Source organism: Nocardioides sp. LHD-245, assembly GCF_030929495.1.
GTDB lineage: Bacteria > Actinomycetota > Actinomycetes > Propionibacteriales > Nocardioidaceae > Nocardioides.
This window is the reverse complement of sequence record NZ_JAVFWN010000013.1, coordinates 180,480-204,382: the sequence shown is the minus strand read 5'-3', so window position 1 is coordinate 204,382 and position 23,903 is coordinate 180,480. Positions and strand designations below refer to the sequence as shown.

Sequence of the window (23,903 nt, the reverse complement as noted above, 5' to 3'; positions counted from 1 at the left end):
CCGTCAAGAAGGTCGTTCACCGTCACCGTCTCAGCCATCACCCCAGCGTGCGCTCACCCGGGCGACCACGCCAACCCCAGGACTCGGCGGTCAGAGGCGAAGCCTCACTGGATGATTGACTCCAAGGGATCGTGCGAGACCTTGGAATCAATCATCTGGCCGGGGCCTCAGGGACGTCGTCGCGGCTGCGGCGGGAGCGCGACGACCGCCTCGCCGGAGAAGACGACGGCACCGTCCTGGTTGGTGGTCGTGACCGCCAACCGCGCCTGTCCGTCCTCGACGGCGACCACCGCGGCACGCGCCGTGAGGGTGTCGCCGGGCCAGACCTGGGCGACGAAGCGGCCACCGAACCGGCGCAGTGCGGCGATCCCGAACACATCGGTGACCACGCGTCCGGTCATGCCCATGGTCAGCATGCCGTGCGCGAAGACGCCAGGGAATCCGGCCACCTCGGTGGCATAGGTCGCGTCGGTGTGCAGCGGGTTGAAGTCGCCGGAGGCACCGGCGTACTGGACGATCCGGGTGCGGGTCAGGTCCTCGACGAGGAGCTGCTCGAAGACCTGTCCCACCGCGACGGTCGGGGCGGCGTTCGTCACCGGGTCGCCTCCGGGGAGTCGTCCGGTTCGGGGGTGCGCTCGGTCCGCACGCCGACGAGTCGCGACGTGACGACGACCTCACCGGCCTCGTCGCGGAACTCGGTGATCGTCTCGAAGAACGAGAGCCGGCCGCCCCGGCGCCCCTCCTTCTCCCACGTCGCGCCCTCCCGGGTCAGGGGGGTCAGCACCTCGCCGACGAGCACGGGGCGCCGGTAGTCGAAGTGCTGCTCGGCGTAGAGCACGCCGGCGGCGGGATCGACGTCGGACGGACCGAAGCCGGTCGGCGCGCCCCCCGAGCCGTACCACCGCCGGCCCGGCTGCGGCCGCAGCGGGTAGTCGGGGTCGGCGTGGGCGCCGGCCATCACGAAGGTGGGCGGTGCCGCGGGTGCGGAGAGCCCGGCGGCCGATGCGGCGGCGGGCTCGGCGTACACCGGGCTGGTGTCGTCGATGGCGCGAGCGAAGGTCAGCACGTGGAGGGCCTCCACGGGGAATGGCCGGTCGGTCATCGGACGGCCTCTGACAGGGTGGGGGACGGGCTCAGCAGGCGGGCGAGGTTGGCGACGGCGGGGCCGACGAGCTCCTGGAACGCGCCGATCGCGGCACGACGCGCGGCACGGTCCACGCCCGCGGCGGCCCACGTCGAGGCGAGGTCGAGGCGACAGCCGGCCAGCCAGTCCCGCACCACCGGATGGCTCGCCCAGGCGGCCTGGTTGGCGGTCGTGGCGAGCTGCCCGGCGACCCAGTCGGAGACGCTGTCGGTCATCGGCGCGACCCGTGTCAGCGCCGCTCGCTCCGCCGGGTCGACGGCAGCCTCGAGCTGGCCGATGAGTGCGGCGCTGAAGGTCGGCTGGTACTGCCGGACGGTCTGGAGCGCGATCCGCCCGGGGCTGAAGACCGGCTGGACGACGCCGAGGTTCCTGCCCAGTCCCGCGGCGGTGCAGTCGACGGCCAGGGTCCCCGGCGGCACGGCGTGGCTGCCGGCGTCGAGCACCAGCCGGCCCGGCTCGACGGCCGTGACCCTGCTGCCGTGCACGACGTCACGCACCGACCTGGCCACCTCCGCCTCGACCGCGCTCACGGTCGCGCCGTGGAACATGGTCGGGGTCAGCGCGCGGTCGAGCCGCGGCCATGGCGTCGTACTGCCGGGCCAGCGCGTCGGCGGTGGCGGCCATGAAGGCCGCCCCCGGGCTGGAACAGGTCGCGTCCGTAGAGCCAGGCCTCGCGCGGCCGCACCCAGGTGATCTGCTCGGGCCGGGCGCCGTTGACGAGCAGCCAGGTCACCACGTCGAGGGCGGTCTTCCCGGCGCCGAGTACGGCGAAGTGGTCGTGACGCGGCGCGGTCCGGGCCAGGCTGTTGGGAGGCACGCAGACGGCACCGTCCGCGACCAGGAAGGACGGCTCGTGGGTGAGCGGGATGGTCGCCTCCAGGAGCGTGGCGTCCACGACGGTGGTCGCCTCGACCTCGGTGCTCTCGCCGGAGAGCAGTGAGACCGCCCTGCCCTCCCGGTACTCCGAGAGCGGCAGGTAGGTGACCCGTCCCGACGGCAGCAGGGTCTCGCGCAGGAACCGGTGGAAGTGGTCGGTCACCTCGACGCCCGAGGCGAGCGGGGTGAATCCGCGGTTCGGCCCCGACTCCTCGACGTCAAGGCTGCCGAAGGGCTGCGACGGGACGCCGTACATCCAGCCGGGCTGGTGCAGCCGGACGAAGGAGTAGGCGTCGTTCCAGTGGCCTCCGGGGGCGTCGCGGCGGTCCACGATCGTGAAGGTGGCGTCGGTTCCGGCGAAGACGGTGTCCACGAACGCCAGCGCCGTCGCTCCGGCGCCGATGACGAGGTAGTCGGTGCGCACGCCGCCGAACCTAGGAGGTCCGCGGCCGGCCTTCGGGGCGCGGTTCCGGCGCCCGGAACGGTCCCGGCCGGGCCCGCCCGGTCCGGTCTAGGTTCGGCGGACCGTCTGGGACCGAGCACGAGGGAGACCTATGGGCACCGACCGCGGACCGCTCGCCGGGATAAGGGTCGTCGAGCTGGGCATCTGGGTCGCCGCGCCCTCCGGCGCCGCGATCCTCGCCGACTGGGGCGCCGACGTCGTCAAGATCGAGCCGCCCGGCGGCGACCCGCTGCGGCAGATCAGGTTCGCGATCGGCGGCGAGGTCGAGCACTGCCCCTACTTCGAGCCCGAGAACCGCGGCAAGCGCAGCGTCGTGCTCGACCTGCGCTCCGACGAGGACCTGGCCGCCGCGCTGGCGCTGATCGCGACTGCGGACGTCTTCGTGACCAACCTGCGCGTCGCCGCGCTGACCAAGTACGGCCTCGACCACGAGAGCCTGCTGGCGCGCCACCCGCGGCTGGTCTACGCCCTCGTCACCGGCTACGGCCTCGCCGGGCCGGACGCATCGGCCGGGGCCTACGACATGGGGGCCTATTGGGCGCGCGGCGGGATCGCGGAGCTGCTTCGCTCCGAGGACGGGGACACTCCGATCCAGCGCAGCGGGATGGGCGACCACCTCACCGGTCTCGGGGTCGCGGGCATGGTCTCGGCCGCCCTGATGGCCCGCGAGCGCACCGGCTCCGGGCAGCTCGTCACGACGTCGCTGACCCGGATGGCGGCGTGGCAGATCAGCACCGACTACAACCTGCGGCTGATGCTCGACCGACCCGCGCCGCGCACCGACCGGCGCAGCGAGGCCAGCCCGGTCTGGAACAACTACCGGGCCGGCGACGGCAAGGGGTTCTGGCTCATCGGGGTCGAGGCGGACCGGCACTGGCCGGTGCTCGCGCACATGGTGGGCCGCGCGGAGTGGGCCGACGACCCCGCGCTCGCGACCCGGGCCCAGCGCGAGGCGCGCGCGGCCGAGCTGATCGCGGAGCTGGACGCGATCTTCGCGACCCGGACCCGCGCGGAGTGGGCCGAAGTCTTCGACGCCGACCCGAACTTCTTCTGGGCGCCGGTCAACGACGTCGACGACGCCCTCGCCGACCCGCAGACCCATGCCGCCGGCGTGGTCGTGGAGGTGGCGACCGCGGGCGGCCCGATCCAGATGGTCGACAACCCGATCGCGTTCGGCGGCACCCCCGCCGGTCCCTACCGCGGCGCGCCGGGGCTGGGCGAGCACACCGACGAGGTGCTGGCCGAGCTCGGTCGCGCACCGGTGGCCGACGGAGCGAGACCATGAACCCCCTGCGGTACGACGGCCGGGTGGCCCTGGTCACCGGCGCCGGCGCGGGCCTGGGCCGGGCCCACGCCTGGGAGCTGGCTCTGCGCGGCGCCCGGGTCGCCGTCAACGACATCGCGGTGGCCGACGACGGCACGCCGCTGGCCACGCTCCTCGCCGAGGAGCTGCGCCGCGCGGGCCACGAGTCGCTGGCGCTGCCCGGCGACGTCGGGCGCGAGGACGAGGCCACCGCCCTGGTCGAACGGACCGTCGACGCCTGGGGGCGCATCGACGTGCTCGTCAACAACGCGGGCCACGGCCGGCCCTCCCGGGCCCAGGACACCAGCACCGAGCTGCTCCGCGAGATCCTCGAGGTCCACCTGTTCGGGATGTTCTGGACCCAGCGGGCCGCCCTGGCGCACATGCGCGAGCAGGACTACGGCCGCATCGTCAACACCGGCTCGGCCGTCGGCGCCTTCGGGGCGCCGGACACCTTCGGCTACGCCACGGCCAAGGCGGCCGTCCACGGCATGACCCGGGCCGCCAGCCTCGACAACCGCGACCGCGACATCCGCGTCAACGCGGTGGCCCCGGTCGCGCGCAGCGGGCTGGCCCGGGCCTACTTCGACACTCAGCCGCAGCTCGACACGAGCCGGCTCGACCCCTCCTTCTGCGCACCGGTCGTGGCCTACCTGGGCCACGAGTCGTGCCGTCTCGACGGCCAGCTCGTCGCCGTCGGGGGCGGACGTGCCGCTCGCGTCGTCGTCGGCGCGACCCCCGGACTCGCCGACCCGCAGCTGACCGCGGAGTCGGTGGCGGAGCATCTCGACGTCGTGCTCGACACCGCGGGCCTGCGCCTGCTCGACGCCTCCGTGGAGCAGTACGAGCTGCTGCCCCGCTTCGACACCACCCCGACAGGAGCCGTCCGATGACGACCCACACCACCACCTCCGCGACCGGCTCGACCGAGCTGCCGCTCACGCTCGACGAGGTCACCCCGGCCTGGCTGAGCGGCGCGTTGGGCACCGCGTTCGCCGGCGTCCGGGTCGGCGCGGTCACCCGGCAGGGCGAGCGCGCGGGCACCTCCACGTCGGCGACCTTCGTCCTCGACTACGAGGACGACGGCGGGCACGCCGACCTGCCGCGCTCGGTCTACATCAAGGGCGGCTTCGACGAGGTCATGCGGCGCCGGGTCTGGGTCGCGCTCATCCAGGAGGCGCGCTTCTTCGCCGAGCTGGCGCCCGACGTGCCCATCAACATCCCCCGCTCCTACTTCAGCGGCGTCGACGAGGCGGTCGGCCAGGGCGTGGTGATCCTCGAGGACATGGCTCCGCGGGGCGTGGAGTTCGGCCACATCACCCGGGACCGGGGTCCGGACACGGTCGCCCGGGTCATCGAGCTGCAGGCTCGGCTGCACGCGAGGTTCTGGAACAGTCCCCGCCTCGACGCGTACGCCGACTGGGGGCAGCCGCAGCGGGTCTTCCTCAGGTACCTGTTGCGGGAGAAGAGCTGGGACGACGTCCTCACGCGGGCGTACGGCGACCGCATCCTCGACATCTTCCCTGACCGGGACTTCGCGCTGCGGGCGCTGGAGCGCTGCTGGGAGCTCGACGACGCTCTGCCGCGGACCCTGCTGCACGGCGACCCGCACTCCGGCAACCAGTTCTTCGAGGCCGACGGGGCTCCCGGCTTCAACGACTGGCAGTGCACCTTCCCCGGCGCCCCGGGCCACGACCACGCGGAGATGCTGGTGTCCTCGCTGTCCGTCGAGGAGCGTCGCGCCCACGAGCGGGACCTGATCGCCCACTACCGCGAGGTCCTGGTCGCCGAGGGGGTCGCGGACGCCCCCAGCCTGGACGAGCTGTTCCTGAGCTATCGGCAGAACCAGGCGCACAACATGGTCCAGTCGGTCTTCAACCCCTACGACATGCAGACCCAGGAGGTCACCGACACCTCGGCCGGTCGCACGCTGGCCGCGGCCGCCGATCTCGACCTGATCGGGGCGCTGGCGCTGTGAGCGACTACGACGTCGTCGTGGTCGGCGCCGGTCTCGCCGGCAACGCGGCCGCGCTGACCGCCGCCGAGGCGGGCGCCTCGGTGCTGCTGCTGGAGAAGGGCGAGCGCTACGGCGGCACATCGGTGAAGGCCGGCGGCGGCCTGGTCTTCGCCGGCACCGATCTGCAGACCGCGGCGGGGGTGAGCGACAACGGCGAGCGGCTCCGGGAGGCACTGCTGGCCACCGGCCGCGGGCAGAACGACCCCGACACGGTGCAGGCCTATCTCGACCACCAGCTCGACACCTACGCCTGGATGCGGGAGCGCGGCGTCGTCTTCGACTACCACGCCGACCTGCAGCCGCCCCACCTCAACCGGCTGCACGGCACCGCGCCGGGCCAGGCCACCGACGCGCTCCACACCCGGGCCCTGGCGCACCCCGATGTCACCTACCGGCCGCGATGCCGCGCGCTGCGGTTGCGGCGCGGAGGCGACGGCCGGGTCGACGGCGTCTCGGTCGTGGCCGCCGACGCCGATCGGGGCGAGGAGACCGTCGGGGCGCGGCGGGGCGTGGTGCTGGCCTCCGGGGGGTTCGCCCGCAGCGACGCCTTGGTCCGGACCTTCGCACCGCAGTGGCTCGAGGCGACCCGGATGGGCGGCGCGGACAACACCGGCGACGGCCTGACGATGGCCTGGGCGCTGGGCGCCGGGTTGGCGGACATGGCCCAGGTGGAGGCGTCCTTCGGGGCCTCCGTCCCCAACTTCCCCGACCTGGACGACACCGGCGGAGCGGAGCCGAAGCTGCTCTACGCGAACGCCCAGGGTGCCGTCATCGTCAACCGCGAGGCCCGCCGCTTCGTCAACGAGGCCCTCAACTACAAGCAGATCAGCGGGGTCTGTGCCCGCCAGACCGACGGCCTGGCCTTCCAGGTCTTCGACCAGCGGATCATGGACCGCTCCCTGCCCCATCCGCTGCCCTCGGACTTCAAGGGCGCGCTGGCCGAGGGCCGGGTGCTGGCCGCCGACACGCTCGCCGGGCTGGCAGCGCTGACCGGGCTCGACGAGGCGGCCCTGACCGCCACCCTCGCCGCCTACAACTCCTACGTCGAGGCCGGCGAGGACCCGGACTTCGGCCGGCCGGTGACCGCCTTCGACGACGGCCGGATCGCCGTCGCGCCGTTCTACGCCTACCCCTGCCGCAACGGGCTGACCACCACGTACTGCGGGCTCACGGTGGACCGCTCGCTGCGCGTGCTGGACGTGTTCGGCGAGCCGATCGAGGGTCTCTACGCGGCGGGCGAGGTGGTGGGCGGGTTCCATGGCGCCGCCTACTACAGCGGCACCGGGCTGGGGAAGGCGGCCGTGCTGGGCCGCGGCGCGGGGCTGGCGGTCGCCGGCTGATCACCACGGCCGGCCGCCGTTGACGACGAGCACCTCCCCGGTCGTGTACGACGCCTCGTCGGAGATCAGGTAGCGGGCCGCGCCGACCATCTCCTCGGGTCGGCCGATCCGCCCCAGCGGCACCGACGGCAGCAGCGCCGCCTGGGCGGGGTGGTGCGCCTGCCCGTCCGGCGACACCAGCCCGGGGCACAGTGCGTTGACGCGTACCCGCGGCGCCAGCTCGACCGCGAGCTGGCGCGTCATCATCCACAGCGCGGCCTTGCTGACGCCGTACGCGCCGATGCCCGGCGAGGGCAGGAAGCCGGACCCGGAGACGACGTTGAGGATGCTGGCTCCGGCCTGCTCCCGCAGTCGCGGCAGCAGCGCCCGGCTGAGCCGGAACGGCGCCAGCAGGTTGGCCGCGAGCACGGCCTCCCACACGGCGTCGTGCTGCTCCAGCAGGGGGCCGACGGTGTCCCCGCTGGCGGCGGCGTTGTTGACCAGTGCGTCGATGCGTGGCAGGGCGGCGGCCTGCGCGGCGACCTGGTCGACGCCCTCCGCGGTGGCGACGTCGGCGACGCAGGCGACCACCTCGCGGGCCGTCTCCGCGCGGATCTCCGCGGCTGTCGACTCGAGCGCCTCCCGTCCCCGAGCGACCAGGAGCAGGTCTGCTCCCGCTCGGGCGAGACCCGCCGCGAGAGCGGCCCCGATATTGCGGCTGGCGCCGGTGATCACGACGACCTTCCCGGCAAGGACTGGCTCCATGCCGGCACCCTGCGGCGGCGGACGGCGCCGTTCCCAGCGCCCTTTCCAATGCTCGGAACCTCGGCTGTCGCGGCATCGGCGCGGCCCCGATGATCGGCCGAGTGACTACTGACGCATCGTCGGCGCCCGCGCCGGTGGCCATCGTCGCCGGCGGCGCCCGCGGCATCGGGCGCGCCGTCGCGCTGCGGCTGGCCGAGCGAGGGGCGCGGGTGGCCGTGCTCGACATCGACCTGGCGGCCGCGGCGGCGTACGGCGAGGAGCTGACCGCGCCGAGCGTGGCCGAGGAGCTCGTCGCGCGGGCCGGCGAGGGATGGGCACTGCAGGTGGACCTGACCGACCCCGGGGCCGCCGCCGAGGCGGTCGGGACCGTGGTCGAGCGGTGGGGCAGGCTCGACGCCCTGGTCGTCACCGCCGGGGGCGCCGTCACTCCCTACGACCGCAGCCGCGCCAGCGTCACCACCGACGAGGACCTGACCACGCTGCTCGACGTGAACGTGCGCGCGGTCGTCAACTGCTGCCGCGCTGCGGTCCCCCACCTGCGGGCCACCGGGGGCGGCGCCATCGTCACCACCGGCAGCTCGGCCGGGCTGGAGAGCGCGCCCGACGGGTCCGTCGCCGGCTACGGCATGAGCAAGGCCGCCGTGCAGCACTACACCCGCTCCCTGGCCCGCGAGGTCGGGCAGTGGGGCATCCGGGTCAACTGCATCGCGCCCGGCGTGATCCGCACGTCCCGGGTGCTCGCCCAGTCGCGGGCGACCGGCTTCGTCGACGACGCGGCGGCCGCGGCGATCCCGCTGCGCCGGCAGGGCGAGCCGGAGGACATCGCCGACGTGGCCGAGTTCCTGACCGGGCCGCTCTCGAGCTATGTCAGCGGTCAGGTCATCGCCGTCAGCGGCGGGGCCGTGACACCATGAGCGCGCTGCTGCCGGCCGGCCTGCTCCAGGGTCGCCATGTGTTCGTCAGCGGGGGCGGCAGTGGCGTGAACCTCGCCATCGCCCGTGCCTGCGCCGGGCTCGGCGCGAGCATCTCGATCTGCGGCCGCACCGAGGGGCGGCTGCAGGAGGCTGCGGCCGAGCTGCGAGCACTCGGCGCCGACGTCGCCCATGCGGTGGCCGACGTCCGCGACGCGGAGGCCGTCCAGGCGGCGCTCACGACGGCGGCCGCCGCCCTCGGGCCGGTCGACGGCGTCGTGTGCGGAGCCGCCGGGAGCTTCCTGGCCCCCGCCGAGCGGCTCTCCAGCAACGGCTTCCGCGCCGTGATGGACATCGACCTGCTCGGTGCCTTCCACTGCGCCCATGCCGCGTTCGACCAGCTGCGGGAGACCCGCGGCGCACTGCTGTTCGTCTCCGGCGGCCAGGCGGTCGCGCCCTTCCAGCACCAGGCGCACGTCTCGGCCGCCAAGGCCGGGGTCGACGCGCTGATGAGGTCCCTCGCGGTCGAGTGGGGGCCGGTCGGGATCCGGGCCAACTCCATCCTTCCCGGCCCGGTCACCGGCACCGAGGGGATGCGCCGGCTCACGGAGACCGCCGAGCCCGAGGTCTGGGCGGAGATGGTGCCGCTGGGCCGGTTCGCCGATCCCGCCGAGGTCGGACGGATGGCGGCGGTGCTGCTGTCGCCGATCGCGTCGTTCGTCAACGGCGCCGTCGTGACGGTCGACGGCGGGATGGCGCTGACCGGGCCGCAGCCCTTCAACCGCGCGGTGCTGGCCGCGGCCGCGCAGGAGGGACGCTGAGATGACCCACGTCCGATACGAGGTCGCCGACCACGTCGCGGTGATCACGCTCGACCGGCCCGAGGCCCTCAACGCCTTCACCGACACCATGGAGGAGGAGCTGGTCGCCTGCTTCGACCGCTCCGACGCCGACGACGACGTCCGGGTCGTGGTCCTCACCGGGGCCGGGCGGGCCTTCTGCGCCGGCATGGACCTCTCCCCGGGCGAGGAGCCGGAGGCGGGGGCGTCGCCGTTCGCCGCCTGGCGCGCCAGCCCGACCGCGCCCGCCGGCACCCAGTACGACGTGCCCGGCGAGGACCTGCCGGTGCGCCGCGACGGCGGAGGGCGGGTGACGCTGCGGATCTTCGAGTCCGCCAAGCCGGTCATCGCCGCGATCAACGGGCATGCCGTGGGCGTGGGCATCACCATGACGCTCCCCTGCGACCTGCGGATCATGGCGGACGACGCGAGGTTCGCGTTCCCGTTCACCCGGCGCGGCTTCGTCACCGAGTCCTGCTCCTCGTGGTTCCTCCCGCGGCTGGTGCCGATGCAACGCGCCCTGCACTGGGTGCTGACCGGCGCGACGCAGCCGGCCGCCGAGGCACTCGAGGCGGGCCTGGTGCTCAGCCTGCACCCGGCGGCCGAGGTGCTGGACGTGGCGCTGGTCATCGCCCGCGACATCGCCGCCAACGCCGCACCCGTCTCGGCGTCCCTGTCGCGACAGCTGATGTGGCGGATGCTCTCCGCCGCGCACCCGATGACCGCCCACCAGCTGGAGACCGCCGCGCTCAACGTCTGCGGCGTGTCCCCGGACGCCGACGAGGGCGTGGCGTCCTTCCTGGAGAAGCGGCCGCCGGCCTTCTCGGGACGGGTCAGCGGCGCACCCGGCGTCCTGCGCGACCTGCCGCGGCCGGCGTACACGCCCCCGGACCGCCTGCGCTGACCCCCAGCTCGAACGGATCAACCGAACCGACCAGGAGTACCACCATGACCTCTGCCGTCATCGTCGACGTCGTCCGGACCGCCTCCGGCAAGGGCAAGCCCGGCGGCGCGCTCTCCGGCGTCCATCCCGCCGACCTGCTCGCCACCGTGCTGCGCGCCCTGGTCGAACGCAACGGGCTCGATCCCGTGCTGGTCGACGACGTGATCGCCGGGTGCGTGGGCCAGTCCGGGGACCAAGCCATGAACATCGCCCGGACGGCGACCCTGGTCGCCGGCTTCCCGGAGTCGGTGCCGGCCACGACTCTGGACCGGCAGTGTGGCTCGAGCCAGCAGGCCGCCCACTTCGCGGCCCAGGGCGTCCTCGCCGGCGCCTACGACATCGTCATCGCCGGCGGCGTGGAGTCGATGAGCCGGGTGCCGATGTTCTCCTCCACCCAGGGCGGCGACCCGCTCGGGCCGCTGGCGGCCCGCTATCCCGACCTGCCCAACCAGGGCATCGGCGCCGAACTGATCGCGGGCCGGTGGGGCTTCGACCGCGCCGGACTCGACGAGTTCGCGGCGGAGTCGCATCGGCGCGCCGCCGCCACGGCCGCGGCGGGCGGGTTCGACACCGAGATCGTGCCGGTGACGCTGCCCGACCACACGGTCCACGCCGCCGACGAGACGGTGCGCGCCTCGACGACCACCGAGGGCCTGGGCGGGCTGCAGCCCTCGTTCCGGAGCGAGGAGTGGGGGGCGCGGTACCCCGAGATCGGCTGGTCGATCACGCCGGGCAACTCCTCGCCGCTCACCGACGGGGCCTCGGCCGCGCTCATCATGAGCGAGGAGGCGGCCGGCCGCCTGAGGCTCACGCCGCGAGCCCGGTTCCACTCCTTCGCCGTCGCGGGCAGCGATCCGGAGATCATGCTGACCGGGCCGCTGCCGGCCACGCGGCAGGTGCTCGAGCGGGGCGGCCTGACGATCGAGGACGTCGACGCCTACGAGGTCAACGAGGCGTTCGCGTCGGTGCCGCTGCTCTGGCTGCGGGAGTTCGGCGCCGACCCGGCCCGGCTCAACCCGCGGGGCGGGGCGATCGCGCTGGGCCATCCGCTGGGCGGGTCGGGCACGCGGCTGCTGACCACTCTGGTCAACCAGCTCGAGGCCTCCGGGGGCCGCTACGGCCTGCAGACCATGTGCGAGGGCGGCGGGATGGCCAACGCCACCGTGATCGAGCGGCTCGGCTGACCCGGCGGGACCGGCACCGGTGACCCGCCGCCCGAGCGCGGGTCACCGGGCGACGTGCAGCCGCGCCGAGCCGTCCGGCTCCACCACGAGCTCGGGGCGCACCACCTGCGGGAGCCGGGAGCCGGCCGCCGCCATCACGTCCGCCGTGGTCGGGTGGGCCGCCACGTCGCCGGTGTTGATGTACGTCGGCGGCAGCATCGCCAGCTCCTGCCGCTCCACCGCCGCCACCGCGCCGGCAGCGGACAGCCAGGTGACGTCCTCGGACTCCGTCGAGACGTCCCGGGTGGACTGTCCGGCCGGGAGGACGGCCACGAAGAACCGGGTGTCGAACCGGCGCGGCTCCCAGTCGGGGGTGATCCAGTGCGCCCAGAACCGCAGCAGGTCCGAGCGCAGCACCAGCCCGCGCCGGGCGAGCAGGTCGGTCAAGGAAAGCTCGCGGGCCTCCAGGGCCCGCCGGTCGGCCTCCCAGTCCTCCCCCGTGGTGTCGGAGACGACCGAGTCGGGCGTCGGGCCCGCGAAGAGCACGCCCGACTCCTCGAAGGTCTCGCGGATCGCGGCGCACACGAGGGCGCGGGCGACCTCCTCCTCGCAGCGCAGCGCCGCCGCCCACGCCGCGACCGAGGGGCCGGCCCAGCCGACCTCGGCGTCGAAGTCCCGCGGGTCGACGCCTCCGCCCGGGAAGACGCAGAACCCGCCGGCGAACGCCATCGCGGCGTGGCGCCGGAGCAGGTAGACCTCCGGGCCGTCGCTCCCGTCGCGCAGCAGGATCACCGAGGAGGCGTCTCGTGGGTCGACCGGCACGCGACGTTCGTCGGCGAAGCGTCGCACCTCGTCGACGAGAGCCTGCGGAACGGCGGCCAGCGGGTCCATGTCGTCTCGCCTCAGTCCCGGCCGAGCGCAGGCAGCGGCGCCGCGCCGGTACGGCGGACGATCGCCTCGGCCACCGCGTCCGGCTCGTTCTCGGGCAGCCAGTGGTTCGCGCCGGCGAGCTCCACGTACTCGTAGTCGCCCACGACGAACTCCTGGCACTTCGCGGCGCCGGCGCGCCCGAGCGCCGGGTCCTCGTCGCTCCACAGGTAGGTGGTGGGGACGGTGACGGGCGGCAGCGCGACGAAGGTCGGGAAGTCGATGGCGCGGTACCAGTTGAGTGCCGCGGTGAGCGCTCCGGCCCGGGTGATGACAGCGGTGTGCTCGGCCACCATCGCGGCGTCCTCGATGCCGCCGTACATGATCTCGTGCGGACGGCCGGTCTTGCCCAGCAGGACGTGCTCGGCCTTGCCGGGGGTGCGGAAGAGGTGGACGTACTCCGAGCGCCGGCGCTGGTCCTCGTCCTCGGCGATCGCCCAGGCGTAGGCGGCGAGGTGCGGCACCGAGAGCGCGGTCAGGGTCGCGACCCGGTCGGGATGGCGCGCCGCGACATGCCAGGCGACCGCGGCTCCCCAGTCGTGGCCCACGAGATGGAACCGGGGCGCCCCCCAGGCCTCGGCCAGGGCCAGGACGTCCTCGGTGAGCCGTTCGACGGCGTACGCCTCGACGCCCTCGGGGCGGGCGCCGTCGGAGTAGCCGCGCTGGTTTGGCGCCAGCGTCGCCATACCCGCCTGACGGAGGCGGCGGGCCACCGGCCGCCACGACGCCGCCGACTCGGGGAAGCCGTGGAGCAGCACGACCGGCTCCCCGGCCCCGCCCTCCTCGCAGTCGAAGACATGGCCACCCGCCTGGATCTGTCGCATCCGTCCACGGTAGGGAGGCGGCGGGTGGGCGGCCCCGCGCGGGTTCCGGCGCCTGGAACGGGTTCCGGCGCGTGGAACGTGCCGACCTCGGTACCCGCGGTGGCATCGACGATCACCGGTGTCGGACGGGCCACCACGGAGGAGAACCATGAGCAGCTACGACCCGGTCGCGGTCGCCGAGAGCATCGCCACCCGCCTGTGGACCGAGCACGACCGGGAGGCGATCGAGGAGGTCTTCACCGACGACGTCGTCTACCGCGACGTCGCCTGGGGCTACACCTTCACCGGCCGCGACGGGGTGCGCGACTATGTCGACAAGGTGCTCGGCGGCATCCCCGACTTCACCGAGACGATCGAGGACGTGCTCGACATCCGCCCGGGCACGGTGGTGGCGCGCTGGCGCTACTCCGGCACCTTCTCCTCACCGCGGATCACCCAGGCGTTCGACCTGCCGGGCACCTCGGTCATCACCGTCCGCGAGGACGGGCTGGTGAGCAGCAATGTGGACTACTACAGCGCGAACGCCTTCCTCGCCGCGCTCGACTGGGCCTATCCCACTGTCGAGTCCCTCGCGACCCGCGAGCGCTGAGCTGACCACGCCCCCGCTCCCGTACGAGCCCGCGCCCGAGCCCACGCCCGAGTCGAGCCCGGTCGCGTCCTCGCAGGCCATCGCGCTGGTCCTGGGCGTCATCATCGGCCTGAGCGGGACCGGCAGCGCCGCGACCGCCGTGGCGCTGCCGGAGCTCGCCGCGGACGTCGGATTCGACCCCGACCGCGGGGTCTGGGTGTTGACCGCCTATGCGCTGACCCTGGCCGTGACCACCGCCCTCTACGGCCGGGTCGCGGACCGCTCGGGGGTACGCGGACCACTCACCCTCGGCGTGGCGCTGCTGAGCCTCGGAGCGCTGCTGGCCGTGCTGGCACCGAGCTTCGAGCTGCTGATCGCGGCCCGGCTGCTCCAGGGCTGCGGCGCCGGAGCCGCGCCGGTGGTCACCCTGGCCGCGCTCCGGGCCGTCTATCCCCCGCAGGCGATGCCGCGGGCCCTGGCCACCTGGGCCGCCTCGGGCGTCGTCTTCACCGCCGCCGGGCCGGTGCTGGGCGGGCTGGCGACGCAGCTGTTCGGCTGGCGGGCGGCGGTCCTGGTTCCGGCACTGGCCGCCCTGGCCCTGGCGCCGATCCGGCAGCGCCTGCCCACCGGCGGCAGCGGCGGGCGGCTCGACTACCTGGGCGCGCTCTGGGTGGTCGCGGCCGCGGCGGGTCTCGTGCTGCTGGTGCAGTCGGCGAGCCTCGGCCCCGCGGCCACGGGGGCCGGCGTCGCGCTGCTGGCCCTCGCGCTGCCGCTGGTGGCCCGCCAGATACGACGGCGACCGGACGGGTTCGTGCCCCGGGCGGCGATCCGGGAGCCGGTGGTGCTGCGCAACTCGATCGCCGGGAGCGTCATCCACGGCTCGTGGTATGGACTCATCGTCACCATCCCGACGTTCCTAGCCGCGCGGGGCTGGGACCCGATCCCGATCGGCCTGGCCATGCTGCCCGGGGCGCTGCTGGGCGCGTTCTGCGGGCGCATCGTCGCCTACGCGATCGACCGGCTCGGCGGCACCCGCTCGATGTCGGCCTCTGCCCTGCTGTGCTTCGGCGCCCTCACCCTCGCCGCGATCGGCTGCGCCACCGGGGCCGTCCCGCTCCTGGTCGTCGCCATGGCCGTGGTCTACCTGGCCATGACGCTGGGGCAGCCCGCACTGGGCGCGTCGGTCGTGGCCGCCGTACCCGCGGCGACGACGGGCATCGCGATCGGGGTGTCCACGCTCCTCTTCCTCAACGGCGGCGGGATCGGCTCGGCAATCGCGGGCCTCGCCCCGGTCCTCGGCCCGGCCGGCGCGCTCGGCCTGCTCGCCGGCCTGTGCCTGGCCTCGAGCGTCTTCCTGGCCCAGGCTGCGAGGACAGGTCAGGGGTTGACCAAGCATCAGCCCCCTGGACAAGTCCGGCCCTCAGATTGCTAGTCGTGATCTGACGGGCGGTCGTCCTCCGAGTGCACAGGTCGCGATCGACGTGTCGTTCTGCCGCCGTTTTCGGTCGTCGGCGACATCTGCTGCAATGGTCGCGGTGCGAAAACTCGAGTCACTCGTTGCACATCCTCGATACGGACCGGGAGCAGCGCAGAGTCAGCAAAGACCCAGCCGGAGTGCGTCAGCTCGCTGGGTCGCACGCTCCCGGCGGTAGCAGCACCGTCAACAGGGCCTGTCCTTGCCCTTCCAATGACCCAGTGCCGGTCGGTCACGAGCACCTGTCCCCAGACAGCCGAAGCCGCCGGGTGAGTGTCGAACGACCTAGCCCTCACGGATCGTCATCGAGACGATCTCGTCGCCCGCCACGGCGAAGGTGAAGCGGCTCAGGCCGTTGGCGTGGTTGCTGCGCCAGTCGCCGACCACGACGACCTCGCCGGCTGCTGCGGTCACCGACTGGACCGTCAGGGTGCCCTCGGCGCCGATCAGCTCCTTGGCGCTCCAGCCGTCGATGGCCGCGCGGCCGCGGAAGACGCGACCCCAGTCGTCGACGTAGCCGTCGGCGGTGAAGCAGTCCAGGAAGGCGTCCTCGTCGTGTCCGTTGACGGCGGCGACGAGGGTGGCGACGGGCTCGGGGATCTCGGTGGTCATGGCTTCTCCTCTGATCTCAGTTCGTGATGGGCGCGGGACACCATCCTGCTCAACGGGTGGTGTAGCCGCCGTTGGCGAAGATGGTCTGGCCGGTGATCCACCAGCCCTCGGTGGCCAGGAAGCGCACGATCGGGGCGATGTCCTCGATCTGGGTGAGCTGGTTGCCCATGGCCTGCGACTTGTGGAAGGCAACGCGCTCGGGCGTCTCCTGGCCGTAGAAGAAGGGCGTGTCCATGGGACCGGGGGCGATCGAGTTCACCGAGATCCCACGGGCGGCGAACTCCTTGGCCGCGGCGCGGGTGAAGTGCTCGACCGGCGACTTGCCGCCGGCGTACGTCGAGTAGCCGTCGGTGAACGCGGCCAGCAGCGAGGTGACGATGGTGACCACCTTGCCGTTGTCGGCGAGCTGGCGACCGGCCTCGCGCAGGAAGAAGTACGCCGACTTCGCGTTCACGTCGAGCATGTCGTCGTACTCGGCCTCGGTGGTGTCGACCATCGGCTTGCGCAGCACCTTGCCGACCGTGTTGACCGCGACGTCGATCGGGCCGAGCGCGGCGGCCGCCTCGGCGAACAGTCGCTCGACGGTCTCGACCTTCGTCAGGTCGCCGGTGAGCAGGACGCCCTTGCCGCCAGCGGCCTGGACCGCGGCAAGGGTCTCGTCGGCCGCGGGGCGGGTGGCCGCGGAGTTGTAGTGGATCGCGACGTTCGCGCCGGACTCGGCCGCCTGGCGGCTGATCAGCCCACCGAGGTTCTTGGCGCCGGCGGCGACGAGGACGTTCTTGCCTTCGAGAGTGGGGACGGGCATGAGCCTCTTCCTTCTGTCGTATCGATACACACTCCATGTATCGGTCTTCAAGAAGTACTGTATCGATGTGACAGCAGAACGCAAGAGCGATACACGGCAGGAGCTCCTCGAGGCCGCGGCGACCCTGATCAGCGAGGCGCCGGGCCAGGACGTGCCGCTGCGGGCGATCTGCGACCGGGTCGGCGTGAAGCTGCCGACGCTCTACCACTTCTTCGGCAGCAAGGACGGGCTGCTCGCGGCGGTGATCGAGTACGGCTTCGCCAGCTACCTGGCCCTCAAGCAGGCGACCGAGCCGACCGGCGACCCGATCGACGACATCCGGCGCGGCTGGGACGCACACGTCCGCTTCGGCCTCGACAACGCCGGCTTCTACGCGCTGATGTACGGCCAGGTCACCCCCCAGCGGCGGCCGGACGCCGCCGCCGCTCCGTACGCCGCACTGCTCCGGCTGTGCCAGGAGGCCGAGGCGCAGGGCCGGCTGGCCGTGCCGGCCGCGGCCGCGGCCGATCACGTGCTGGCGGCCAATGTCGGCGTGACGCTGTTCCTCATCACCGCCGAGGACCCCGACCTCGCCCTGGCCGACCAGATCCGCGACGCCACCGTCGCGGCGATCACCGGTCTGCCCGGCACGTCGCCCGGCGAGGCGGACGACGGGGCAGCCCTGGCCCAGCGGCTGCTCCACTCCCTCGCCGGCGCCGACGAAGCGCTCGGCGAGGTCGAGACCGCCCTGCTGCGCAAGTGGCTCGGACGGCTGGCGGGGACCGGGTCGGCCTAGCCTGCTCAGCCGGTGCGAAGCACCTCGTGGCGGACGGCCGCCAGGCGCCGCCACATGTCCCATGCGCGGGCGACCTGTCCGGCATTGGTCTCGGCCGCGGCGCGCCCCTCGCCGACCGTGAGCTGGACGACGTCCGCGAGCGGCAGGCTCCGCAGCTGGAGCGCGGCGTTCTCCTCGGCGTACACGGCGCGGTAGACGGCGAGCGGGAGCGAGGGAGCGACGGCGACCGAGCCGTGCCCGCGCATCAGCGCGAAGGGCGCCTCTCCCAGCGACGCGGCCAGGGACGCACCCAGCGCGGCGTCGCGCACCAGCAGGTCGGTGGCGTCGCCGGCCGGGTCCCGGATCTCGAAGCGCGCGATGCCGTCGGCCAGGAAGCCCGCCATGTGGAAGAGCGGGACCAGTGGAGTCGACGACAGTCCGAACGGGATGACCGAGGCCGAGTGACTGTGCACGACGGCCTGGACGTCGGGCCGGGCGCGGTAGATCTCAGCGTGGATGAACCGCTCCAGGTACGACGGCGCGGGGTCGTTCGTGGCGCCGTCGAGGTCGTACTCCTGGACGTCGTCGGAGGTGACGAGCACCGGCGCCATGTTGCGGGCCAGCAGGAACCGGTCGGGCCGCTCGGCACAGCGGACGCTCACGTGCCCGAACGCGTCGAGCACGCCCCGGTCGAAGAGGATGTGGTTGGCCTCGGTGAGCTGGGTGCGCAGGTCGTCGGTCATCGGTTCTCCTCGGGGAAGGCCGCACCGGCGGCGCGGAGCAGGTCGACCAGATCGGTGTCCGTGGTCGGGCGCAGGTTGTTGTCGCGGAACGGGTTGCGGGCGCTGGCCTCGAGCATCCGCGCCCCGTCGACCGAGCCGGCGGGGAGGCCGAGCTCGGCGAAGGAGGCGACCAGCCCCAGCTCCTCGTACAGCGCCTCGACGAGGGGCAGCAGCGCACGCGCCTCGGGGGCGAGCAGGGGTGCGTTGAACCGGGCGACGTGCGGCAGCAGGACGGCGTTCTGAAGGCCGTGCGGCACCGGCACCGACGGCGATGACGACAGCGCGTGGACCAGGGCGAGACCGCTGTTGCCGCACGCCATGTTGGCCGCGCAGCTCGCCTCGAGCAGTTCCTGGAGCACCTCGTCGTTGGCGCCCGCGGCACTGCTGCCGTCGGCGGCGCCCGCCGCCGCGGCCGGCAGCCGCTCGACGATCGAGCGGGCCGCCTGGATCGCGGTGGCGGCGGTGAAGTAGCTCGCGCCCCGGGCCCACAGCGCCTCCAGCGCGTGCGAGAGCGCGTCGAGAGCCGAGTGGAGGAGCGGGTTGCGCGGCAGCGTGCGCAGCACGGTGGCGTCGAGCACGGCCGCCCGCGGGGCACACAGCTCCCCGCGGACGACGATCTCGTTGTCCCGCCCGGCCTCGTGGAGCACGAGGGCGTTGGAGACCTCGCTGCCGCTGCCGGCCGTCGTCGGTACGGCGATCGTCGGGGCGGGCTGCTCGCCCACCTTGTCGCGGCCCTCGTAGGCGTCGATCCGCTGGTCGTTGGTCAACCGGATCCCGACCGCCTTGCCGACGCCGAGCGCCGAGCCGCCGCCGATGGCGAGGACGCAGCGGGCGCCCGCCGCCCGGGCCTGGGCGGCCGCCTGCTCGACCACCTCGATATCGGGGTCCGGGGCGACCAGGGTGCGGCTGACGACGATCGCCTCCGGCGCTTGGGCGAGCACCCGGTCGAGGACCCCGGCCTCGGCGAGCGCGGTGTCGGCGACGACGGCGACCTCGCGGTGGCCGAAGCCGGCGAGGAGCGCGTCGAGGTGCGCCAGGCTGCCGAGCCCGGTGACCACCTCGGTGCGGACCGCGTACCGAGGGAACGCCGTGGTCACGTCAGCTCCGAGGTGATCAGGTCGGCCGCGCCGGTACGGCACACGCTCGACTCCAGCAGCCGGGCGCAGGCCGGGCAGACGTACTCGCGCAGCTCCAGCTCCTCGTGCAGCCGCAGCAGCGGCCCGTGCGCCTCCGCGGGGACCGTGCGCCGGTGCGCCGCCCGCTTCCAGTCCGGGCCCGCCCCCAGGTCGTGACCGCACGAGCAGCGCACGTGACCGTTCGCCGCGACCCGGAGGTCGGGCGTGAGGCAGCGTCCCTCGCCGCCGTCGACGGCTCCGGTGTCGGCCACGGGCGCCGAGCCCAGCCGCTCGGTCCGGATCGCGCTCCGTCGCGCCGCGGTCGCGGTCGCGTCCACGGCGAACGCGTCGTCGAGCACCACGCCGTAGATGTGCGCGGCGGTGGCCCGGGTGACCTGCCGGGTGGCGACGTCGTGGGCGACCAGCCCGGGCTCACGGTCGATCGGGTCGCCGTACCCACCGCCGCCCTGGAAGCTGTAGGACACGGCGTCCCCGCGGCGCAGGGTGAAGAAGCCGGGCTTGGCGTTCATGATCTCCCGCTCGCCCACCCACGTCGCGTGGTCGGCGGCGGAGTGCACCCGGCCCACCGGCGAGGCGCCGTCGACCCGGTGCAGCAGCTCGTTGCGGTTGCACGAGCCCTCCATGCCGCCGAAGATGCCGGCGCTGTTGGGCACCTCGACGCCGTGCCCGACGAGCATCGCCTGCAGCTGGTCGGTCCCGTGCGGCGTGAGGGCGAGGCCCACGGTCGAGCCGCCGCGCTGACGGCCGGGCCCCGACGAGTCGGGCACGATCCCCCGGTAGAGGAAGAGGATCTGGCCGTCCGCCTCGTGGGACTCGACGTTGGCGATCGCCGGGCGGGGCACGCAGAAGTCCCCGGAGGCGGTCAGTCCGTCGTGGTCGCGATAGGCGCCGCCACCGCCCGCGGTGGAGTCGAGCAGGAAGTTCCCGTAGGGATCACCGTCGGGGTACAACCCGCTGAGCACCATGACGGTCATCGAGCCCTTGGTCACACCGGCCCCGTGGCGAGCCACCTCGGGCGCGGTGGTGACGAGTCGCGACAGCGCGCTGAACGACACGTTCGTCACCACCCAGACCGCCGAGACCGTGGCGCTGGAGACCGGGGCCGGCCAGGTCGCGTTGGCGACCGTGCCCTGGGGTGCGGTGATCGACACCGGCCGCAGGAGGCCCTCGTTCCAGCGCAGGTTGGGCGCCAGGGTCGGCAGCAGCGCGGTGAAGACGCCTGCGACCAGCCCCGAGTAGGTGCAGTTGATGAAGCCGGGCGCCTGCTCCGACGTACCGGTGAAGTCGAAGTCCAGGGAGTCCCCGGTCTTCGTCACGGTCAGCCGGAACTCGTAGAGCCTGTTCTCGTGGCCGTCGTGCTCGATCCAGTCGACGGCACGGAAGACGCCGTCGGGAAGGGCGCTCAGCACCTGGCGCAGCTCGCGCTCGGAGTGGTCGAGCTCGTGCCCCATCACGTCGAGGACCGTCTCGAGGCCGTAGCGCTCGAAGAGCTCGGTGAGCCGGCCGGCCGCGACGTTGTTGGCCGCGATCATCGCCTTGAAGTCGAGACCGACGGTCGTGGGCATCCGGGTCATCCCCATGAGCATCGACCACAGGTCGTTGCGGATCTCGCCACCCTCGACGAGCTTGATGCCCGGCAGGAGCATGGCCTCCTCCTGGATGCCGCGCGCGCCGAGGCTCCAGCTGCCGAAGTTCATCCCGCCCACGTCGATCTGGTGCGCGCAGGCGCCGACCCAGGCGACCCGACGTCCCTCGGCGAACACCGGTGCCACGAAGGTGACGTCCATCTGGTGCAGCGCGCCCTTGTAGGGATCGTTCAGCACGAACATGTCGCCCTCGGAGATCCCCGGGTTCTCCTCGCAGTCCGCGATGATGTTGCGGACCACGCTGGCCATCGAGCCCGAGTGGAAGAGCACCTGGGGGCCCATCGTCACGACCGAGCCGTCACCGAGGTAGATGCCGACGTTGAAGTCGGTGGCCTCGGTCACGACCGGCGACCCCGAGACGTTCTTGAGGGTGGTTGCCTGCTCCTCGGTGATCGCCGAGAGCTTGTTGCGGATGACCTCGAAGGTGATCGGGTCGAGGGTGATGGTGCTCATGCGCCTGCTCCTGTCTGGGGCGTGATCAGCAGGTTGCCGATCGCGTCGACGTGGACCCGCTGGCCGTGGGCGACGTAGACGGTGGTGGTCGGGTGCTCGACGACGACCGGACCGTCGAGCCGGCTGTCGGGCTGCATCTCGTCCCAGTCGGTGACGGCCGCGTCGAGCCAGCTGCCCGCGCGGACGTCGAAGACCGGACGGGTCCGGGCACGGGTCGCCGGGGTGGGCTCGAACGCCCGGAAGGACGGCTTGACCGTCCGGCCGATGCCGGCCACTCGGAAGGTGGTCAGCTCGATGCCGGCCTCGCGGAATCCGGAGCCCTTGCCGTAGGTCTCCTCGTAGGTGCGCTCGAAGAGCAGCACCAGGTCGTGCAGGCAGTCGGGGTCGGCGAGGTCACCGGCCACGGGAATGATCAGCTCGTGGGTCTGGCTGCGGTAGCGCATGTCGACCGAGCGGACGACCACGGTGTCGGCCTCGGCGACGTCGTCCCCGGCGAGCTTGGCCAGCACCTCCTCCTCGAGCTCCTTGAAGATCGCCTCGACGTGGGACCTGTCGAACTCCTCCCACGGTGCCGCGCTGGCCCGCGAGCTGCGCAGCGACTCCGAGCGCTCGGCCCCATGGTGGATGTCGGCGCTCAGGGCGCCGTAGGCGCTGTGCGCCATCGACGTCGCGGGTACGACGATCGACGCGACGCCGAGCTCGGCACCGAAGCCCGCGCAGTGCATGGGACCGGCACCGCCGTACGCGTAGAGGACGAAGTCGCGCGGGTCGTGACCCCGACCTACGGTCAGCTCACGCAGGGTGTCGGCCATGCGGGCATCGACGATCTCGCGGACGCCGGCGGCCGCCTCGACCACGCTGATGCCCAGCGGCTCGGCGATCTGGGTGCGGATCGCCTCCTCCGCCGCCGCCTTGTCGATCGCCATGCGGCCGCCGAGGAAGTTGTCGGGGTCGATGACGCCGAGGGCGACGTCCGCGTCGGTGACGGTCACCTGGGTGCCGCCACGCCGATAGCAGACCGGCCCGGGGTAGGAACCGGCACTGGCCGGGCCGACGCGGAGCTTGCCGTTGACGACGGTCGCGATCGATCCGCCACCGGCGCCGATCGCGGTGATGTCGACCATCGGCGTGGCGACGTGGTACTTCGCGACCTCGGTGACCGCCTTGACCACCGGCTTGCCGTCGACGACCAGGCCGACGTCGAAGCTCGTGCCGCCCATGTCGGACGTGATGATGTTGCGGTGGCCCAGCTGGGCCGCCAGGTGGTGCGAGCCGAGGACGCCACCGGTGGGGCCGCTGCCGAGCAGCAGCACACCGCGCTGGGCGGCGTCACGGGCGTTCATCACGCCGCCGATGCTGTTGAGGACGCTGAACCGGCCGGCCAGGCCCTCGGTGCGCAGGCGTGCCTCGAGGCTCTCGAGGTAGCGCTCGACGACGGGCCCCAGATAGCTGTTGAGGACGGTGGTCGCGGTGCGCTCGTACTCACCGAGGACCGGGTTCACCTCGCTCGAGAGGCTGACGTACGCCGACGGGCCGGCCAACTCGCGGACGATCTCGCCGATCCGCTGCTCGTGCGCGGGGTTGCGGAAGGACCAGAGCAGGCAGACCGCGAAGGACCTGATGCCCGCGTCGACGAGGCGCTGGACCTCGGAGCGGACCGCCGCCTCGTCGAGGGGTACGACGACCTGCCCCGCGTGGTCGACCCGCTCGGGCACCTCGGCGATCAGATCGCGCGGCACGATCGGGTCGGGGTAGGACCGCTCGCTGAAGTCGCCGAGCCTCTCGACCGGCACGCCGGCCGTGAAGCCCATGAGGCGCTGGATGATGAGCGTGTCGCCGAACCCCTGCGTGGTGATCAGCCCGGTCGGCCGGCCGCGGCGCTCGATGAGAGCGTTGGTCGCCTGGGTGGTGCCGTGGCCGAAGGTCACCACCTTGCCGAGCAGCTCACGCACACTCTCGCCGCGGTGCTCCGCGACCAGGGCGAGGGCGTCGAACACGCCGACGTCGAGAGAGTCCGGCGTGGTGGGCGCCTTGGTGGCGTAGACGCCGCCCTCGGCATCCATCACCACGATGTCGGTGAAGGTGCCGCCGGTGTCGACGCCGATGTAGAGGTCCGGGCTGGTGCCGGTCCCAGTGTCGTGTTGAGTGGTCATGGTGGTACCTCGGATTTCCTTCGATT

24 protein-coding genes are annotated in these 23,903 nt (G+C 73.2%); 11 read left to right on the top strand and 13 right to left on the bottom strand.

Annotated features, from left to right (window positions below):
• Window positions 1–167 precede the first annotated feature (167 nt).
• From RB608_RS19930 to RB608_RS19915, 4 genes are read right to left on the bottom strand one after another with little or no spacing between them, the layout of a single operon-like run.
• A complete protein-coding gene (locus tag RB608_RS19930; RefSeq protein WP_308089798.1) occupies window positions 168–596 on the bottom strand; it encodes a MaoC/PaaZ C-terminal domain-containing protein in 429 nt (142 codons plus the stop codon).
• Entirely contained in the window at window positions 593–1,102 is a 510-nt protein-coding gene (locus tag RB608_RS19925; protein ID WP_308089797.1) for a MaoC family dehydratase N-terminal domain-containing protein, read from the bottom strand. The genes RB608_RS19930 and RB608_RS19925 overlap by 4 nt, the downstream gene beginning before the upstream one ends.
• Window positions 1,099–1,674 (bottom strand): hypothetical protein, encoded by a 576-nt coding sequence (locus tag RB608_RS19920; RefSeq protein ID WP_308089796.1) that lies wholly within the window; start codon window positions 1,672–1,674, stop codon window positions 1,099–1,101. The genes RB608_RS19925 and RB608_RS19920 overlap by 4 nt, the downstream gene beginning before the upstream one ends.
• A 26-nt stretch (window positions 1,675–1,700) precedes the next feature.
• On the bottom strand, window positions 1,701–2,444 hold the full coding sequence (locus RB608_RS19915) for a hypothetical protein (RefSeq protein WP_308089795.1): 744 nt from the start codon (window positions 2,442–2,444) through the stop codon (window positions 1,701–1,703).
• A gap of 130 nt (window positions 2,445–2,574) precedes the next feature.
• On the opposite strand from RB608_RS19915, the gene RB608_RS19910 reads away from it, so the two are divergent.
• The 4 genes from RB608_RS19910 to RB608_RS19895 are packed head-to-tail and all read left to right on the top strand — an operon-like array spanning window position 2,575 to window position 7,143.
• Window positions 2,575–3,768 (top strand): CoA transferase, encoded by a 1,194-nt coding sequence (locus RB608_RS19910; RefSeq protein ID WP_308089794.1) that lies wholly within the window; start codon window positions 2,575–2,577, stop codon window positions 3,766–3,768.
• A complete protein-coding gene (locus tag RB608_RS19905) occupies window positions 3,765–4,679 on the top strand; it encodes an SDR family NAD(P)-dependent oxidoreductase (protein WP_308089793.1) in 915 nt (304 codons plus the stop codon). Before RB608_RS19910 ends, RB608_RS19905 begins: the two co-directional genes overlap by 4 nt.
• Complete coding sequence (locus RB608_RS19900; RefSeq protein WP_308089792.1) at window positions 4,676–5,764, top strand: phosphotransferase; 1,089 nt, start codon at window positions 4,676–4,678, stop codon at window positions 5,762–5,764. The genes RB608_RS19905 and RB608_RS19900 overlap by 4 nt, the downstream gene beginning before the upstream one ends.
• Entirely contained in the window at window positions 5,761–7,143 is a 1,383-nt protein-coding gene (locus RB608_RS19895) for an FAD-dependent oxidoreductase (RefSeq protein ID WP_308089791.1), read from the top strand. Before RB608_RS19900 ends, RB608_RS19895 begins: the two co-directional genes overlap by 4 nt.
• On the opposite strand, the gene RB608_RS19890 is transcribed toward RB608_RS19895, so the two are convergent.
• Window positions 7,144–7,887, bottom strand: coding sequence for an SDR family oxidoreductase (locus tag RB608_RS19890; RefSeq protein WP_308089790.1), 744 nt, complete (start codon window positions 7,885–7,887; stop codon window positions 7,144–7,146).
• 101 nt (window positions 7,888–7,988) lie between these two features.
• Between RB608_RS19890 and RB608_RS19885 the strand changes: the two genes are divergently transcribed.
• The 4 genes from RB608_RS19885 to RB608_RS19870 are packed head-to-tail and all read left to right on the top strand — an operon-like array spanning window position 7,989 to window position 11,764.
• The gene (locus tag RB608_RS19885; protein ID WP_308089789.1) at window positions 7,989–8,801 is read left to right on the top strand and encodes an SDR family NAD(P)-dependent oxidoreductase; all 813 of its coding nucleotides are present in this window, start codon (window positions 7,989–7,991) and stop codon (window positions 8,799–8,801) included.
• The gene (locus RB608_RS19880) at window positions 8,798–9,619 is read left to right on the top strand and encodes an SDR family oxidoreductase (RefSeq protein ID WP_308089788.1); all 822 of its coding nucleotides are present in this window, start codon (window positions 8,798–8,800) and stop codon (window positions 9,617–9,619) included. The genes RB608_RS19885 and RB608_RS19880 overlap by 4 nt, the downstream gene beginning before the upstream one ends.
• Before the next feature lies 1 nt (window position 9,620).
• Window positions 9,621–10,541 carry an enoyl-CoA hydratase-related protein gene (locus RB608_RS19875; RefSeq protein WP_308089787.1) on the top strand — a complete coding sequence of 307 codons (921 nt, stop codon included), beginning with the start codon at window positions 9,621–9,623 and terminating at the stop codon, window positions 10,539–10,541.
• 44 nt (window positions 10,542–10,585) lie between these two features.
• Window positions 10,586–11,764: a thiolase family protein gene (locus RB608_RS19870; protein ID WP_308089786.1), complete on the top strand. Its 1,179-nt coding sequence runs from the start codon at window positions 10,586–10,588 to the stop codon at window positions 11,762–11,764.
• Window positions 11,765–11,806: 42 nt separating this feature from the next.
• Here the strand turns inward: RB608_RS19870 and RB608_RS19865 are convergent, their stop codons facing one another.
• Together RB608_RS19865 and RB608_RS19860 are read right to left on the bottom strand one after the other, a co-directional pair.
• Window positions 11,807–12,634 (bottom strand): NUDIX hydrolase, encoded by an 828-nt coding sequence (locus RB608_RS19865; RefSeq protein WP_308089785.1) that lies wholly within the window; start codon window positions 12,632–12,634, stop codon window positions 11,807–11,809.
• Window positions 12,635–12,645: 11 nt separating this feature from the next.
• Window positions 12,646–13,494, bottom strand: coding sequence for an alpha/beta hydrolase (locus tag RB608_RS19860; RefSeq protein ID WP_308089784.1), 849 nt, complete (start codon window positions 13,492–13,494; stop codon window positions 12,646–12,648).
• A gap of 148 nt (window positions 13,495–13,642) precedes the next feature.
• Here RB608_RS19860 and RB608_RS19855 point away from each other — a divergent pair, with 148 nt between their 5' ends.
• Together RB608_RS19855 and RB608_RS19850 are read left to right on the top strand one after the other, a co-directional pair.
• Window positions 13,643–14,083: a nuclear transport factor 2 family protein gene (locus RB608_RS19855; RefSeq protein WP_308089783.1), complete on the top strand. Its 441-nt coding sequence runs from the start codon at window positions 13,643–13,645 to the stop codon at window positions 14,081–14,083.
• Entirely contained in the window at window positions 13,995–15,494 is a 1,500-nt protein-coding gene (locus tag RB608_RS19850; protein WP_308089782.1) for an MFS transporter, read from the top strand. The genes RB608_RS19855 and RB608_RS19850 overlap by 89 nt, the downstream gene beginning before the upstream one ends.
• A gap of 327 nt (window positions 15,495–15,821) precedes the next feature.
• On the opposite strand, the gene RB608_RS19845 is transcribed toward RB608_RS19850, so the two are convergent.
• Window positions 15,822–16,148, bottom strand: a complete 327-nt coding sequence (locus RB608_RS19845; protein ID WP_308089781.1) for a nuclear transport factor 2 family protein — start codon at window positions 16,146–16,148, stop codon at window positions 15,822–15,824.
• 49 nt (window positions 16,149–16,197) lie between these two features.
• The gene (locus tag RB608_RS19840) at window positions 16,198–16,953 is read right to left on the bottom strand and encodes an SDR family oxidoreductase (protein ID WP_308089780.1); all 756 of its coding nucleotides are present in this window, start codon (window positions 16,951–16,953) and stop codon (window positions 16,198–16,200) included.
• A gap of 67 nt (window positions 16,954–17,020) precedes the next feature.
• Between RB608_RS19840 and RB608_RS19835 the strand changes: the two genes are divergently transcribed.
• Complete coding sequence (locus RB608_RS19835) at window positions 17,021–17,728, top strand: TetR/AcrR family transcriptional regulator (protein ID WP_308089779.1); 708 nt, start codon at window positions 17,021–17,023, stop codon at window positions 17,726–17,728.
• Window positions 17,729–17,733: 5 nt separating this feature from the next.
• On the opposite strand, the gene RB608_RS19830 is transcribed toward RB608_RS19835, so the two are convergent.
• The 4 genes from RB608_RS19830 to RB608_RS19815 are packed head-to-tail and all read right to left on the bottom strand — an operon-like array spanning window position 17,734 to window position 23,877.
• Window positions 17,734–18,450 (bottom strand): class II aldolase/adducin family protein, encoded by a 717-nt coding sequence (locus RB608_RS19830; RefSeq protein WP_308089778.1) that lies wholly within the window; start codon window positions 18,448–18,450, stop codon window positions 17,734–17,736.
• Window positions 18,447–19,586, bottom strand: a complete 1,140-nt coding sequence (locus RB608_RS19825; protein ID WP_308089777.1) for an iron-containing alcohol dehydrogenase — start codon at window positions 19,584–19,586, stop codon at window positions 18,447–18,449. The genes RB608_RS19830 and RB608_RS19825 overlap by 4 nt, the downstream gene beginning before the upstream one ends.
• Window positions 19,583–21,724 (bottom strand): hydantoinase B/oxoprolinase family protein, encoded by a 2,142-nt coding sequence (locus tag RB608_RS19820; protein WP_308089776.1) that lies wholly within the window; start codon window positions 21,722–21,724, stop codon window positions 19,583–19,585. The genes RB608_RS19825 and RB608_RS19820 overlap by 4 nt, the downstream gene beginning before the upstream one ends.
• On the bottom strand, window positions 21,721–23,877 hold the full coding sequence (locus RB608_RS19815) for a hydantoinase/oxoprolinase family protein (protein ID WP_308089775.1): 2,157 nt from the start codon (window positions 23,875–23,877) through the stop codon (window positions 21,721–21,723). The genes RB608_RS19820 and RB608_RS19815 overlap by 4 nt, the downstream gene beginning before the upstream one ends.
• Window positions 23,878–23,903 lie beyond the last annotated feature (26 nt).